At 60.5% G+C, this 15,336-nt stretch carries 13 protein-coding genes; 11 read left to right on the plus strand and 2 right to left on the minus strand.

All coding sequences use genetic code 11. The annotated features are described in order from the left end of the window. The first annotated feature begins 226 nt into the window (after positions 1-226). From rpsP to KVH01_RS14430, 5 genes are all read left to right on the plus strand, one after another. On the plus strand, positions 227-478 hold the full coding sequence (rpsP, locus tag KVH01_RS14410) for a 30S ribosomal protein S16 (protein WP_003175899.1): 252 nt from the start codon (positions 227-229) through the stop codon (positions 476-478). Between the two features lie 5 nt (positions 479-483). Continuing rightward, positions 484-1,020 (plus strand): ribosome maturation factor RimM, encoded by a 537-nt coding sequence (gene rimM, locus KVH01_RS14415; protein WP_003175898.1) that lies wholly within the window; start codon positions 484-486, stop codon positions 1,018-1,020. After that, complete coding sequence (gene trmD / locus KVH01_RS14420; RefSeq protein ID WP_173664496.1) at positions 1,002-1,775, plus strand: tRNA (guanosine(37)-N1)-methyltransferase TrmD; 774 nt, start codon at positions 1,002-1,004, stop codon at positions 1,773-1,775. The genes rimM and trmD overlap by 19 nt, the downstream gene beginning before the upstream one ends. A 45-nt stretch (positions 1,776-1,820) precedes the next feature. Continuing rightward, complete coding sequence (rplS, locus tag KVH01_RS14425) at positions 1,821-2,171, plus strand: 50S ribosomal protein L19 (protein ID WP_003175895.1); 351 nt, start codon at positions 1,821-1,823, stop codon at positions 2,169-2,171. 82 nt (positions 2,172-2,253) lie between these two features. Beyond that, positions 2,254-2,667 (plus strand): acyl-CoA thioesterase, encoded by a 414-nt coding sequence (locus tag KVH01_RS14430; protein ID WP_034115851.1) that lies wholly within the window; start codon positions 2,254-2,256, stop codon positions 2,665-2,667. Here the strand turns inward: KVH01_RS14430 and KVH01_RS14435 are convergent, their stop codons facing one another. Beyond that, complete coding sequence (locus tag KVH01_RS14435) at positions 2,668-4,476, minus strand: cation:proton antiporter (RefSeq protein WP_217881872.1); 1,809 nt, start codon at positions 4,474-4,476, stop codon at positions 2,668-2,670. It abuts the gene before it with no gap. Positions 4,477-4,583: 107 nt separating this feature from the next. On the opposite strand from KVH01_RS14435, the gene xerD reads away from it, so the two are divergent. The 6 genes from xerD (at position 4,584) to KVH01_RS14465 (ending at position 14,667) form a co-directional block, all read left to right on the plus strand. After that, complete coding sequence (xerD, locus tag KVH01_RS14440; protein WP_043046860.1) at positions 4,584-5,480, plus strand: site-specific tyrosine recombinase XerD; 897 nt, start codon at positions 4,584-4,586, stop codon at positions 5,478-5,480. A gap of 148 nt (positions 5,481-5,628) precedes the next feature. Continuing rightward, the gene (locus KVH01_RS14445; RefSeq protein ID WP_043046861.1) at positions 5,629-6,360 is read left to right on the plus strand and encodes a thioredoxin fold domain-containing protein; all 732 of its coding nucleotides are present in this window, start codon (positions 5,629-5,631) and stop codon (positions 6,358-6,360) included. A gap of 128 nt (positions 6,361-6,488) precedes the next feature. Then, the gene (locus tag KVH01_RS14450; RefSeq protein WP_043046862.1) at positions 6,489-7,793 is read left to right on the plus strand and encodes a homoserine dehydrogenase; all 1,305 of its coding nucleotides are present in this window, start codon (positions 6,489-6,491) and stop codon (positions 7,791-7,793) included. Between the two features lie 66 nt (positions 7,794-7,859). Further along, the gene (gene thrC, locus KVH01_RS14455) at positions 7,860-9,269 is read left to right on the plus strand and encodes a threonine synthase (protein ID WP_217881873.1); all 1,410 of its coding nucleotides are present in this window, start codon (positions 7,860-7,862) and stop codon (positions 9,267-9,269) included. Positions 9,270-9,548: 279 nt separating this feature from the next. Further along, positions 9,549-13,118, plus strand: a complete 3,570-nt coding sequence (locus tag KVH01_RS14460; RefSeq protein WP_217881874.1) for an ATP-binding protein — start codon at positions 9,549-9,551, stop codon at positions 13,116-13,118. 304 nt (positions 13,119-13,422) lie between these two features. Continuing rightward, complete coding sequence (locus KVH01_RS14465; RefSeq protein WP_217881875.1) at positions 13,423-14,667, plus strand: EAL domain-containing response regulator; 1,245 nt, start codon at positions 13,423-13,425, stop codon at positions 14,665-14,667. On the opposite strand, the gene KVH01_RS14470 is transcribed toward KVH01_RS14465, so the two are convergent. Next, positions 14,636-15,298 (minus strand): response regulator transcription factor, encoded by a 663-nt coding sequence (locus KVH01_RS14470; RefSeq protein WP_217881876.1) that lies wholly within the window; start codon positions 15,296-15,298, stop codon positions 14,636-14,638. The genes KVH01_RS14465 and KVH01_RS14470 overlap by 32 nt on opposite strands. Positions 15,299-15,336: the final 38 nt, after the last annotated feature.

Below are 15,336 nucleotides of genomic sequence, written 5' to 3' on the forward strand. Positions count from 1 at the left end.
GCTCCGACCCACAGGGATGTGGGATCTCCAGCAAACCCGCCGTTGGCGGGGGCTGACTCGCCGTTTTAACCGACGGCTCTATAGCAGATCTGAGTGGCACGCTGACTAGGCGCCAGAAAAAGACATTTGCAAAAGTCCGGATATTCCTTAGAATATGCGGCCTTTCGGGCACCTATGCCCGCTGTGCATTTAGATTTGCAGCACCGACTACAGGAACGATGTTCACATGCTAACAATCCGTCTTGCCCTTGGCGGCTCCAAAAAGCGCCCGTTTTACCACTTGACCGTAACCGACAGCCGCAACCCGCGCGACGGTTCGCACAAGGAACAGGTTGGTTTCTTCAACCCTGTTGCTCGTGGTCAAGAAGTTCGTCTGTCCGTGAACCAAGAGCGCGTAGCCTACTGGCTGAGCGTTGGCGCACAGCCATCCGAGCGCGTTGCAAAACTGTTGAAGGACTCGGCTAAGGCCGCAGCCTGAGCAATATGAACGCGACGCCAGCTGTTGCTGATGATTTGATCGTTATCGGCAAGATTTACTCTGTTCATGGCGTTCGCGGCGAAGTGAAGGTGTATTCCTTTACTGATCCGACTGAAAACCTGTTGCAGTACAAGACCTGGACGCTCAAGCGTGAGGGTAGTGTGAAACAGGTTGAGCTGGTCAGTGGACGCGGGAGCGATAAGTTCCTGGTCGCGAAGCTCAAGGGTCTTGATGATCGTGAAGAAGCTCGTCTTCTGGCCGGTTATGAGATCTGCGTGCCGCGCAACCTGTTCCCTGAATTGACCGACGGCGAGTACTACTGGTACCAACTCGAAGGTCTGAAGGTTATCGATCAACTCGGGCAATTGCTGGGGAAAATCGACCATCTTCTGGAAACCGGCGCCAATGATGTAATGGTGGTCAAGCCTTGCGCTGGCAGCCTGGATGATCGCGAACGCCTGTTGCCCTATACCGAGCAATGCGTGTTGGCCGTCGACCTGGCAGCGGGCGAGATGAAGGTGGAATGGGACGCGGACTTCTAAGCGTGGCTAATTTGCGCATTGAAGTGATCAGTTTGTTTCCCGAGATGTTTTCCGCCATCAGCGAGTACGGCATCACCAGTCGGGCGGTGAAACAGGGGCTGTTGCAGCTTACCTGTTGGAACCCGCGAGACTACACGACGGATCGACATCACACTGTGGACGACCGCCCATTTGGCGGTGGCCCGGGCATGGTGATGAAGATCAAGCCCCTGGAAGATGCGTTGGTTCAGGCCAAGGCAGCCGCCGGGGAGAAGGCGAAGGTAATTTACCTGTCCCCTCAAGGCCGTCAGCTGAAACAGGCGGCGGTACGCGAACTGGCGAATGAGGAAAGTTTGATCCTGATTGCCGGTCGCTATGAAGGCATTGACGAGCGTTTTATTGAAGCTCATGTCGATGAAGAGTGGTCGATTGGGGACTATGTATTGTCTGGCGGCGAGCTGCCGGCAATGGTCCTGATAGATGCGGTTACACGACTGCTGCCTGGAGCTTTAGGGCATGTGGACTCTGCGGAGGAAGATTCCTTCACGGATGGTTTGCTGGATTGCCCGCACTACACCCGACCGGAGGTGTATGCGGATCAGCGTGTTCCCGACGTATTGCTAAGTGGCAATCACGCACACATCCGGCGTTGGCGTTTACAGCAGTCCCTTGGTCGGACCTATGAACGACGCGCCGATCTTCTGGAAAGCCGCTCGCTTTCTGGAGAAGAGAAGAAGCTGCTCGAGGAATACATCCTCGCGCGGGACGATAGTTAACAACGTATCGATGGTAGGTCCATTGACTTACCTTAGGAGCACAGCATGACTAACAAAATCATCCTTGCACTCGAAGCAGAGCAGATGACCAAAGAGATCCCTACCTTTGCCCCGGGCGACACTATTGTCGTTCAGGTGAAAGTGAAGGAAGGCGACCGTTCGCGTCTGCAAGCGTTCGAAGGCGTGGTAATCGCCAAGCGTAACCGTGGTGTGAACAGTGCTTTCACTGTTCGTAAAATCTCCAACGGTGTTGGCGTAGAGCGTACTTTCCAGACCTACAGCCCGCAGATCGACAGCATGGCCGTTAAGCGTCGCGGTGACGTACGTAAAGCCAAGCTGTACTACCTGCGTGACCTGTCCGGTAAAGCAGCTCGCATCAAGGAAAAACTGGCTTAAGTCCAGCTTCCCGATGCAGAAAAAAGCAGCCTACGGGCTGCTTTTTTGTGCCTGAAATTTGTCTATCTGCCGGTATTTGTCCATGACCACCCGCCTCGAAGAAATCCAGCGCCGCACCGACCTGTCCGTTACCCACGTGACCAAGGCCGTGTTCCCGCCCACCACCAACCACCACAACACCCTGTTCGGCGGCACCGCCCTGGCGTGGATGGACGAAGTGTCGTTCATCACTGCCACGCGTTTCTGCCGCTTGCCTTTGGTGACGGTGTCCACCGACCGTATCGACTTTAATCACGCAATTCCGGCCGGCTCCATCGTTGAGCTGATCGGTCGGGTGATCAAGGTCGGCAACACCAGCCTCAAGGTCGAAGTAGAAGTGTTTGTCGAGAGCATGAGTGTCGATGGCCGTGAAAAGGCGATCCAGGGCGTATTCAGCTTTGTCGCAATTGACGCGGACAAACGCCCTGTACCGGTATTGCCTGGGTTTGCCGACTGATTACGTGGCAGTACTGTTCTCTGGCTGAACCACGGCCAGCAAGGTCCAGCCGGCCACAGGTTTCAAGCTGCTCTGGGGCGTGACCACATGCACCCAGCCGCCGGTGTCGCGGGCAAACAACAGGGTGGCGCGCTCTCCATGCAGCGTCTGGTACTGCTCCCAGCCAAAGCCGTCGGTGAGATTGGTGCTATACAACTCGGCACCCTGACCCAGCAGGCTGGCCAGCTTGGCGTAGCTCAAGGGTTGGCTGCCCAGCAGGTGGCCGCGGTGTTCGTGGCTGGCCTTGTGTTTATCGGTGCGACGGCTTTCCTGGTTGCTGGCCAGGACGAACAGGCGATGGCCGAAGTCATGGCGAAAACGCATGGTGGCCAAGGCATTCAGTTCGCCGGAAGGCGAGAGCGCGAGCAGATGCCCCAGGCCGACCAGGTCCAGATGGGATTCGGCATGCTGGGAAGCCGGGTTACCGAAATAAGTGGGCAGCCCCTCCATGCGACTGGCGCGGATATTTTCCCAGCTGGAATCCGTCAGCAATACCCGGCTGCCCAATTGCTGCAACGCCTTGCCGAGTGCCCGCGCCGGGCCGTTCGCGCCGACAATCAGGAAACCGCTGGGCGCAGGCTCGGCGACTTTCAGCAGGCGCGCCAAGGGGCGTGCCGTGGCGCTTTGCAGCACCACGGTGCCGATGATCACCGCGAAGGTCAGCGGCACCAGCAATAACGCGCCTTGATGACCTGCCTCGTCCAGGCGAATCGCAAAGATCGCCGACACCGCCGCCGCCACAATGCCCCGTGGCGCGATCCAGGCCAGCAGCGCGCGCTCGCGCCAGTTCAGCCCGGAGCCAAAGGTTGAAAGCGCCACGTTCAACGGGCGCGCAATAAACTGGATGATCAGCAGCAAGATCAATACGAATGGGCCCAGTGCGATCAAGGCATTCAAGTCCAGGCGCGCCGCCAGCAGGATGAACAGCCCGGAAATCAGCAACACACTGAGGTTTTCCTTGAAATGCAGGATGTGCCTGACATCCACGCCCTTCATATTGGCCATCCACATGCCCATCAGCGTGACCGCCAGCAGGCCGGATTCATGCATCACCTGGTTGGCGGCGATGAAAATGCCCAGCACGCCGGCCAACGTCGCCAGGTTATGCAGGTATTCCGGCAACCACTGCCGGCGCATGATCTGCCCCAGTACCCAGCCGCCGGCAATCCCGAACAGGCTGCCGCACAGGATCACACCGCCGAAGGTCAGCAGGCTATGGCTCAAGCCGTCGCCCGCAGCCCGGGCAATGATGAAGCTGTAGACCACTACTGCCAGCAGCGCGCCAATCGGGTCGATGACGATGCCCTCCCAGCGCAGGATGTTGGCAATGGAGGCCTTGGGGCGTACGACGCGCAGCATGGGCACGATCACGGTCGGGCCGGTCACCAGGGTCAGGGTGCCGAACAGCAGGGCGAGCATCCAGTCAAACCCCAGCAGCCAGTGGGTGGCCAGGGTAATCACTGCCCAGGTCGACAGGGCGCCGACCGTGACCAGGCGATGTACCACGCTGCCGATCTCCTTCCACTCCGAAAGGTGCAGGGTGAGGCTGCCTTCGAACAGGATCAGCGCCACGGCCAGGGATACCAATGGCATCAGCAACGGGCCAAACATCTCCTGGGGGTCGAGCCAGCCGAGCACTGGCCCCGCCAGGATGCCGGTTAATAACAGGAAGAGAATCGCCGGCAACTTCAAGCGCCAGGCCAGCCATTGGCAGGCCAGTGCCGCCACGCCAATGCCACCGAAGGCCAGCAGAATCTGTTGTTCGTTCATCGAAGCTTCCTGTTCCTTGAAGTAGCGGGCTATGAAAGACTAGCGACCCTTGTCACAGTTCACTAAATAATTTGCGCAAAGCCCCGTGCTGCGTCGCTTGAGAGCCCATGCCCGCCATCGACCACCCTTTGATCGACCGCTTCCTCGACGCCCTCTGGCTGGAAAAAGGCCTGTCGGACAACACGCGCCAGGCCTATCGCAGCGACCTGGCCCTGTTCAACGGTTGGCTGCAGGAGAAAAACCTTGAGCTGATCAATGCCGGGCGCGAGCTGATCCTCGATCACTTGGCCTGGCGCCTGGAGCAGAACTACAAGCCGCGCTCCACCGCACGATTCCTCTCTGGCGTGCGTGGCTTTTATCGCCACCTGCTGCGGGAAAAGCTCATCGCCGTCGATCCGACCCTGCAAATCGACATGCCGCAACTCGGTAGGCCGTTACCCAAATCCCTGTCGGAAGCCGACGTGGATGCTTTGCTCGCCGCCCCGGACCTGAGCGAAGCCATTGGCCAACGCGACCGCGCCATGCTGGAAGTGTTGTACGCCTGCGGCCTGCGTGTGACCGAACTGATCAGCCTGACCCTGGAGCAGGTCAACCTGCGCCAGGGCGTGCTGCGGGTGATGGGCAAGGGCAGCAAGGAGCGGCTGGTGCCCATGGGCGAGGAGGCGATTGTGTGGGTCGAGCGCTACATGCGCGATGCGCGCCACGAGCTGCTCGGCGGGCGCCCCAGCGATGTGCTGTTTCCCAGCCTGCGCGGCGAGCAGATGACGCGCCAGACCTTCTGGCACCGCATCAAGCATCAGGCCAAAGTGGCCGGGATCGGCAAGGCCCTGTCGCCCCACACCTTGCGCCATGCGTTCGCCACCCATTTGCTCAACCACGGCGCCGATTTGCGTGTGGTTCAAATGCTGCTCGGTCACAGCGACTTATCCACCACGCAGATCTACACCCATGTGGCCCGCGCACGTTTGCAGGACATGCACGCCAAGCATCACCCAAGGGGATAAAACTGTCAGAAACGGCCCAATTTACCTGCCGCAGTCTGCCCCCCGGCCCAACTGTGGTAGGCTTTGCCGGTTCGCAAAGGGGACGACCCGAGTTGGGTTCCAGATCGATATTCTGCTCCCGTCCCTGCCTCTGCCTTCAGGAGTTCCCATGCGCTTGACCCAGATTATTGCCGCCGCAGCCATTGCGTTGGTTTCCACCTTTGCTGTCGCCGATGATGCGGCCGAGCAGACCATTCGCAAGAGCCTGGCCAACCTGGCGCTCGACACCCCGATCGAAAGCATCAGCGCCAGCCCCATGGCCGGCCTGTATGAAGTCAAGCTCAAGGGCAGCCGTGTGCTGTACGCCAGTGCCGATGGCCAGTACATCGTCCAGGGCTACCTGTTCCAGCTCAAGGACGGCAAGCCGGTCAACCTGACCGAGAAGGCCGAGCGCCTGGGCGTGTCCAAGCTGATCAACGGTATCCCGGTGGCTGAAACCGTGGTGTACCCGGCCATCGGCGAGACCAAGACCCACATCACCGTGTTCACCGACACCACCTGCCCGTACTGCCACAAGCTGCACGCCGAAGTGCCTGCGTTGAACAAGCTGGGAGTGGAAGTGCGCTACGTAGCGTTCCCGCGCCAGGGCCTGGGTTCGCCGGGTGACGAGCAGTTGCAGGCCGTATGGTGCTCGGCCGACAAGAAGGCGGCCATGGACAAGATGGTCGACGGCAAGGAAATCAAGGCAGCCAAATGCGCCAATCCGGTTTCCAAGCAGTTCGCCCTCGGCCAGTCCATTGGTGTGAATGGTACACCGGCCATCGTTTTGGCCGACGGCCAGGTGATTCCGGGCTACCAGCCGGCGCCGCAAGTTGCCAAACTGGCACTGGGTGCCAAGTAAGCATTAATCGTCGAGCCTTTGACGATCATGACCCGGCGAACCGTCGACGGGTCATTAATTGAGAGCCGCAGTTGTGCGGCTGTTTTCACGGCCGACCTTGAGTCGGCCGTTTCATGGGGAGTTCTTCAGTGAAACCGGTCAAAGTAGGCATCTGTGGGTTAGGGACCGTCGGTGGCGGTACCTTCAACGTACTTCAGCGTAACGCTGAAGAAATTTCCCGCCGTGCAGGGCGTGGGATTGAAGTGGCGCAAATTGCCACGCGTTCGCCAAAGCCTCAGTACGAAACGACCGGTATTGCTATTACCAACGATGTCTTCGCCGTAGCCACCAACCCTGAAATCGATATCGTCATCGAACTGGTGGGCGGCTATACCGTGGCCCGCGAGCTGGTGCTCAAGGCCATCGAGAACGGCAAGCACGTGGTCACCGCCAACAAGGCGCTGATCGCCGTGCATGGCAACGAGATCTTCGCCAAGGCCCGTGAAAAAGGCGTGATTGTCGCGTTCGAAGCCGCGGTGGCCGGTGGTATCCCGGTGATCAAGGCGATCCGTGAAGGCCTGTCTGCCAACCGTATCAACTGGGTGGCCGGCATCATCAACGGCACCGGCAACTTCATCCTCACCGAAATGCGCGAGAAGGGCCGTACCTTCGAAGACGTACTGGCCGAAGCCCAGGCTCTGGGTTACGCCGAAGCCGACCCGACGTTCGACGTGGAAGGCATAGATGCTGCGCACAAGCTGACCATCCTGGCCTCCATCGCCTTTGGTATCCCGCTGCAGTTCGACAAGGCCTACACCGAAGGCATCACCAAGCTGACCACTGCCGACGTGAACTACGCCGAAGCCCTGGGCTACCGCATCAAGCATCTGGGCGTGGCGCGCAGTACCCCGGCAGGCATCGAGTTGCGTGTGCACCCGACGCTGATCCCGGCCGACCGCCTGATCGCCAACGTCAATGGTGTGATGAATGCGGTGATGGTCAATGGCGACGCCGCCGGTTCCACCCTGTTCTACGGCGCCGGCGCCGGCATGGAGCCGACCGCCTCGTCGGTGATCGCCGACCTGGTGGACGTGGTCCGCGCTATGACCAGCGACCCGGAAAACCGCGTACCGCACCTGGCCTTCCAGCCGGACTCGCTGTCGGCCCATCCGATTTTGCCGATCGAAGCCTGCGAAAGCGCCTACTACCTGCGCATCCAGGCCCAGGATCATCCCGGCGTGCTGGCCCAGGTGGCGAGCATCCTGTCGGAGCGCGGCATCAATATCGAGTCGATCATGCAGAAGGAAGTCGAGGAGCAAAACGGCCAGGTGCCGATGATCCTGCTGACCCACCGCGTGCTCGAGCAGCATATCAACGATGCCATCCACGCCCTGGAAGCCCTGCAAGGTGTGGTTGGCCCGGTGGTGCGTATTCGCGTCGAACACCTGAACTAACCGATTGTTCCAGGGGCCCCGACTGTTTGGCGGCCTCTGTTCGAGAATGTTTTAGAGGAGCCAGTCATGCGTTACATCAGCACCCGCGGCCAGGCACCGGCCCTGAATTTCGAAGACGTCCTGCTGGCAGGCCTTGCCACCGACGGCGGCCTGTACGTGCCGGAAAACCTGCCGCGCTTCACCCAGGAAGAAATCGCTTCCTGGGCCGGCCTGCCGTACCACGAGTTGGCGTTCCGGGTGATGCGCCCGTTCGTCACCGGCAGCATCCCGGATGCGGATTTCAAGAAAATCCTGGAAGAGACCTACGGCGTGTTTTCCCACAACGCCATCGCACCCCTGCGCCAGCTGAACGGCAACGAGTGGGTGCTGGAACTGTTCCACGGCCCGACCCTGGCGTTCAAGGACTTCGCCCTGCAATTGCTGGGGCGTTTGCTCGATTATGTGCTGGAGAAGCGCGGCGAACGCGTGGTGATCATCGGCGCCACTTCCGGTGATACCGGCTCGGCGGCCATCGAAGGGTGCAAGCACTGCGAAAACGTCGACATCTTCATCCTGCACCCGCACAAGCGCGTGTCGGAAGTGCAGCGCCGGCAGATGACCACCATCTTCGGCGAGAACATCCACAATATCGCCATCGAAGGCAACTTCGATGACTGCCAGGAAATGGTCAAGAACAGCTTCGCTGACCAGAGCTTCCTCAAGGGCACACGCCTGGTGGCGGTGAACTCGATCAATTGGGCGCGGATCATGGCCCAGATCGTCTACTACTTCCATGCCTCCCTGCAGTTGGGCGGCCCGGCGCGTTCGGTGTCGTTCTCGGTACCCACCGGCAACTTCGGCGACATCTTCGCCGGTTACCTGGCACGCAACATGGGCCTGCCGATCAACCAGCTGATCGTTGCCACCAACCGCAATGACATCCTGCACCGCTTTATGAGCGGCAACCAGTACGTCAAGGAAACCCTGCACGCCACGCTGTCGCCGTCGATGGACATCATGGTGTCGTCGAACTTCGAACGCCTGCTGTTCGACATGCACGGCCGCAATGGCGCGGCGCTGGCCGAGCTGATGAGCAGCTTCAAGCAAGGTGGCGGTTTCAGCGTCGAGCAAGAACGCTGGACCGAAACCCGCAAGCTGTTCGACTCCCTGGCCGTGGACGATGCGCAGACCTGCGAAACCATTGCCGAGGTCTATGCCCAGACCGGCGAAGTGCTCGACCCGCACACGGCCATCGGTGTGAAGGCCGCCCGCGAATGCCGCCGCAGCCTGGACATCCCGATGGTGATCCTTGGTACCGCCCACCCGGTGAAATTCCCCGAAGCGGTGGAGAAGGCCGGTGTGGGCAAGGCCTTGGAATTACCGGAGCATTTGGTCGACCTGTTCGAGCGTGAAGAGCGCTGCACCGTGCTGGCTAACGACCTGAAGGCAGTGCAGGCGTTTGTCAGCCTGCACGGTAATCGCGGCAAGCCGCTCTGATCGATAGTTCGGCCTGAATATTGAGAGGCATCTATCTGATGTTCCTCGATCAAAATGTGGGAGGGGCTTGCCCCCGATAGCAGTGTGTCAGTCAGCCTGTTCGTAACTGACATATCGCAATCGGGGGCAAGTCGAATCGTCGGCCCGCCCCTCCCACATTTGATCCGATTTCATCCGGCAAGTATCGCTTTTGCAGTCGGCCAAGCCCGTCCTCGTGACGGGCTTTTTTATTTTGGCGAGCCATACTTGCCCATTCGCCCAATCAAGGAAACCCAATCGGTGCAGGTTTTGATCCAATGGACGTTGCGGCTGATGTGCATGCTATGGCTCAACCAGGTGCCCATGACCCTGGCGGCCGTCAGCCTGCCCTTCAAGCTGGTGCCGGCATTTATCCCCCTTGAGCCGTTGCCCCTGGCGCCCGCCGAGCAGCAATGGCTGGCGACGCACCGAACATTGAAGGTGGGCATTTCCATTGATGACTATCAGCCGATTGATATCACCCGCGACCGCAATCGCTACCAGGGCATCAGTGCCGATTACCTGGGCCTGGTCGGTGCTCGGTTGCAGGTGCCCATGCAGGTGCTGGGTTTTGCCGAGCGGGCCCAGGCGGTTGAGGCGCTGCGCAGTGGGGCCATCGATATCCTGACCAGCGCCAATGGCTATGAGCGTGATGTCCCCGGGTTGCAGTTCACCCAGGACTACATGCCCGATCAATCCGTGGTGGTATTGCGTCGTGACGAGTTTCAAGACGACGACCTGGCGGGCAAGAAAGTGGTGTTGCTCGACGGCTACGCCAATGTGCATAACGTGCAGGCGGCCTATCCCGACAGCCAGATCATGCTTGCACCCAACCTTTACAGCGGCCTGGAAGCGCTCAAGCAAGGTGACGCCGATGCGTTTATCGGCAATGAAGTGATTGTGCGGGCCTACAAATCGCTGCGGCCCTACCTGGGCTTGCAAATCAAGGAACAAAGCCGGCTGGCGCCCATTGGCTTTGCCTTCGCCACCCGCCAGGCCGACCCATTGCTGGGGGCAATGATGAACCGCGCTCTAGCGAGCATTGACGAGTCGGTGCAGCGGGAGATCCTGGGCCGCTGGACGACAGGACTCGGCGTTGGCTTTAGTGGTGAGCGCGTTGAATTGTCGGCCTCGGAGCGTACCTGGCTGTTGCAGCACCCCCACGTCGTGGTGGTGGCGCAGCAGATGTCGCCTTACATATTCAAGGACAAGGACGGTCATTGGGTGGGCCTGAACATCGACCTGCTGCAGCGTATTTCGCGCATGACCGGTTTGCAGTTTGTCATCGAAGAAGTGCATTCCACCGCGCAAACCCTGGAATGGCTGGAGACGGGCAGGGCGCAGATGAACACCACCCTGGCGGCGAATCAGGAACGCAGGGCGTTGCTCGACTTCAGTCATGGTTTTGGCGGCTCCGGCTGGGTGTTTGTCGAACGCGCCGATGCCGCGCCGCTGACCGGTTTGAAACAGTTGGAGGGCAAGGTCCTGGCGCTGCCGGCGCGCCATGTGCTGGAGAGTGATATCCGCCGGATGTACCCCCGGATCAAGCTGCGGCTGGCGGACAATTACGCCCAGGCCCGTGAGCTGGTGCAACGGGGTGAAGCCGCCGCCACTGTGCAGACCGAAGTGGAGGTGCAGAGTTATACCGAGGATGGTTTGCGGATCGGCCGCAGTGTCGACGGCAAGTGGTCGTCAAACTGCCTGTCGGTGCGCAAGGATCAACCTGAGCTGTTGAGCATCCTGAACAAGGCCCTGGAGGCATTACCGGTGGCCGAGTTGAGTGCGTTGCGCCTGCGCTGGATCGGCGCCGTGGCGATTCCGCTGCCGGCCTGGCAGCGGGTGCCGTCATGGGCTTATTGGACGGTGGCCACGGCGCTGCTGTTTGTGCTGGTGTCGCTGGTGTGGAACAGCCGGCTCAAGCGCCAGATCCGCCAGCGGCTGGAAGCCGAGCAGCGCCTCAATGACCAATTGGCGTTCAAGCGCGCCTTGCTCGATGGCATGCCCAACCCGCTGTTCGTCCGCGACCTGGCCGGGCGGCTGATGACCTGTAACAAAAGTTATGAACAGCAACTGGCGACCCGGCTGGAGTTGATCCAGGGCCTGACGCTGATGGAGAGCGGGGTTATGCCCGAGGCCACGGCGGCGCGCCTGCACGCAGGCCACATGGAGCAACTGGCCACGCAGCAGCCGTTATTTGTCGACCGGCAGCTGGAGTTCAACGGCGGCAGCATTCATGTCTACCAGTGGACCGTGCCCTTCTTCGACGCCCAGGGTCGTTTACAGGGGTTATTGGGCGGTTGGATCGATATCAGCGAACGCAAAGACCTGGAGCATCAACTGATGGATGCCCGCCAGGCCGCCGACGAAGCGAACTACGCCAAAAGTGCGTTTCTCTCCTCCTTGAGCCACGAGATTCGTACACCCATGACCGCCATCATTGGCTTGCTCGAGCTGGAACAAGAGCGCTGCCTGGCAAGCGGCCAGACGGTGTCTGAAGCGCTGCAGGTGGCTCATCGTTCGGCCCGCGAGTTGATTGCCTTGATGGGCGACAGCCTGGACCTGGCCAAGATCGAGGCCGGTCACCTGCAACTGGTTCCCCAGACCACCGAGTTGAAGGGCTTTTTTGAAGGCATCCAGCGCCTGTTCGAAGCCACGGCACAAAAAAAGGGCCTGCATTTGACCCTGGCATTTGATCCGACCGCCCAGGGCCATTACTGGTTTGACCCGCTGCGCTTGCGCCAGGTTATGCACAACCTGCTGGGCAACGCGTTGAAATTTACCGAGCGGGGCGCAGTTCGCCTCAGTGTCAGTTGCCAGTGCGATGAGAACGAAACCGAGTATCTGCACCTGTGCGTCGAGGACAGCGGCCCGGGGATCAGCGCCGAGCAGCAGCCGCGAGTGTTCAAGCCGTTTACCCAGGTGAGCACGTTGACCCCGGCCGAACATGGCGGCACCGGGTTGGGCCTGAGTATCTGCAAGCAGCTGGTGGAGTTGATGGGCGGGCGCATCCACCTCGACAGCGTGGTGGGGGAGGGTACGGTGGTGTGTATTGACCTGCGCCTGGATCGGGTCAGCACCGATGATGTACCAGCGACGCCTACCGCAACATTGCCACCCCTGGGGCGCAGCCTCTCGGTGTTGGTGGTCGATGACCTGGCGGCCAACCGCCTGGTGCTGGCCCAGCAGTTGCAGTTCCTCGGGCATGAGGTGATTGCCCTGGATTCAGCCGACGCCGCGTTGCAGCGTTGGCGTGAGCAACCTTTCGACGTGCTGGTGACCGATTGTCAGATGCCGGGCATGTCCGGGTATGCCTTGAGCGAGGCGATCCGGCGCATCGAAGCCGAGCAACAACGGCCCCGTTGCGCGGTGATAGGTTGTACCGCGAACGCCATGAACGATGAACAACAACGCTGCGAGGACGCCGGCATGGATGAACTGCTGGTCAAGCCGGTGACCCTGGAGCACTGGAGCCGCGTGTTGGCCCGCGTGGCGTCGCAGCGCTCGTTCGACATCCAGGCCTTGCGCACCATGACCCAGGCCGATGGGCCGGTGTTGCACAGCATGTTGCAGGAACTGGCGAAGAGCCTGGATCACGAACATGAGGTATTGGCGAGTGCCCTGGCCGAGCATGACCTTGCGCGTTTGAATGCGGCGTTGCATCGGCTCAAGGGTATTTGTTCGCTGGTAGATGCCCTGCCGCTGGCCAAGGCGTGCATGGCCCTGGAGAAATGTGCACGCGAACAGCGCGGCGCGGAGCTGGAGGAGCCTTGGTTGAAGTTGTCCGAGGCGTTGAAGGTGTTTCGCCGTGACCTGCAGCCCTATCTGGATTGACTGCCGACGCGGTGCAATGTGGGAGGGGCTAATGCCAGTCAGTTAAGCGTACATCGCCCTCTGTAGGAGCGAGCTTGCTCGCGAAAAACGTTAACGAAAACGCATGCTTCCTGAATGAATTCGGCGCCTGTGAGTGTTTCGCGAGCAGGCTCGCTCCTACCAAAGGCCTTAACTGACTGGTATTAGGCAGGCCCTCTCCCACATTTGATCATCTCTGAGATCGCATTTAGGACATGTCCTATGGGGTTGTGCGGGACATCTGAGTAGTGTGTCAGTCTCTGTCCCGATGCCGACTCAATGACCCATGCGCTCTCTCAACGTCCTGATCCTCGAAGACAACCCGTTTCAACTGATGGCACTGCACCAGATGCTCAATGCCAATGGCGTGTTCAACGTGCTGACCGCCGAGAATGTCGAGACGGCCCGCCAATCCCTGGGCAGCAAAGGCCCGGTGGATATCGCCATTTGCGATCTGTACCTGGAGCAGGGCGATGGCCTGGAGCTGATCCGCGAATTGGCCGAGCGCCGTCTGGCCCAGGTGCTGGTCCTGCTCAGTAATGCCGAGCCTGATGTGTTGGAAGGCGTGGCGAATATGGCACGGCAGATGGGACTCAAGGTGTTGGCGTGCCTGCCCAAACCGGCCTCGGCAACGTTGATCGGGCAAGTCCTGGCCGACTGCCAGGCGCACTTGCGCCCTGGGCCATTGGTGCTGTCCTGGGAGCGCGTGCGCCAGTTGCTGGGCTTGAGCGACAGCGAACAATTGCCGCCGTCGGCGGATGTCAGCCAGGTCACTATCGCGGCGTGTGGCAGGGTCTGGTATCAGCCCATCGTCAGCCAGGCCGGTGCGTTGCAAGGTGTAGAGGCGCTGGCGCGATGGCAGTTGCCGGAAGGCGAGCTGCTACTGCCCGATGAATTCCTGCCGGTACTCGAGTTTGCCGGCATGGAGGAGGCCTTTACCTGGCACGTGCTGGAACAGGCGCTGGGCCTCGCGAACCTGGTCATGGGCGAGACCGGCCAAGTGTTGCCGGTAGCGGTGAACATTCCCGGGCGCATGCTCGAGCGTGCGCACTTTCCCCAGGTGCTGCAAGGCTTGCTGCAACTTCACGGCGTGCCCGCCCACAGCCTGACCCTGGAACTGGTGGAAACCTCAACGTTGAAAACCGACAGCGCGCATGTGACCGGCCTGCTGCGCCTGCGTATGTTGGGTTGCCAGTTATCTATCGGTGATTTCGGCATGGGCGGCACCAGCCTGCAGCATTTGCTGGAGCTGCCTTTCACCGAACTGAAAATCCCCCCGGCGTTTGCCTGCGGGATATCCAATGACGACCGTAAGACCGCGGTGGTGGCGGGTGCCATGAGCATGGCCAAGCGACTGGACATCGCCGTGGTGGTGACCGGTGTAGAAACTGCCGCCGACTATCACGCTGTGAGTGAACTGGGAGCGGCGTGGCTGCAAGGCTGCTTCATTGCGCGGCCGATGGACGCCGAGGCGCTCAAGCACTGGATCGCGTTCCAGGCTAGGCCAGCCCGTGTTCCTGCACATAGATAAACAGCGCGGCGTCGTTGCCCAGCCCCAGCTTGCGCATGGCGCTGACTTTTTGCGCGCTGACGGTCTGCTTGCTGCGATGCAGGTGTGCAGCGATCGCACCTACGGTCATGCCACTGGCCAACAGGCGAATCACTTCCAGCTCCCGGGGTGACAGCTGGTCCTGGGAATGCAGGCGATCAGCGCCGACTTCCCCCGCCAGGCTCAACGCCTGGCCAATGGTCTGGGCCACATAGCTGCGTTGCTGGCGCACCTGGCGGATTGCCTGCGGCAGTTCATCGGCCAGGCTGGCCTTGCTCAGCAGGCCTCTCACCCCCAACGCCAGGATGGAATGAAACAGGCCGGCATTATTGAGCATGGTCACCACCACAATGGGCAGGTCAGGATAGTGCCTGCGCAGTTGCTCGATCAGGCGCAACCCGTCGGCCTCGGGTTCGGCGGGCATCATGAAGTCGGTCACCAGCACATCGCAGGCACAGTGTTGCAGCAACGCACTGAGAGCCTGGGGTGAGTTCGCCTCGCCGACGATGCTGAGGTGCGGGTCACGCTCGAGCACGGCGCGCAGGCCAATCAGGAAAATCGGATGATCGTCGGCAATGACGACGCGCAAAGGTGTTTCAGACGCGGCTCTCAAGGCAGGCTCCCAGGATAATCCAGGGATTCTAGCCTGTG

It is taken from the genome of Pseudomonas khavaziana (assembly GCF_019145205.1).
Lineage (GTDB): Bacteria > Pseudomonadota > Gammaproteobacteria > Pseudomonadales > Pseudomonadaceae > Aquipseudomonas > Aquipseudomonas khavaziana.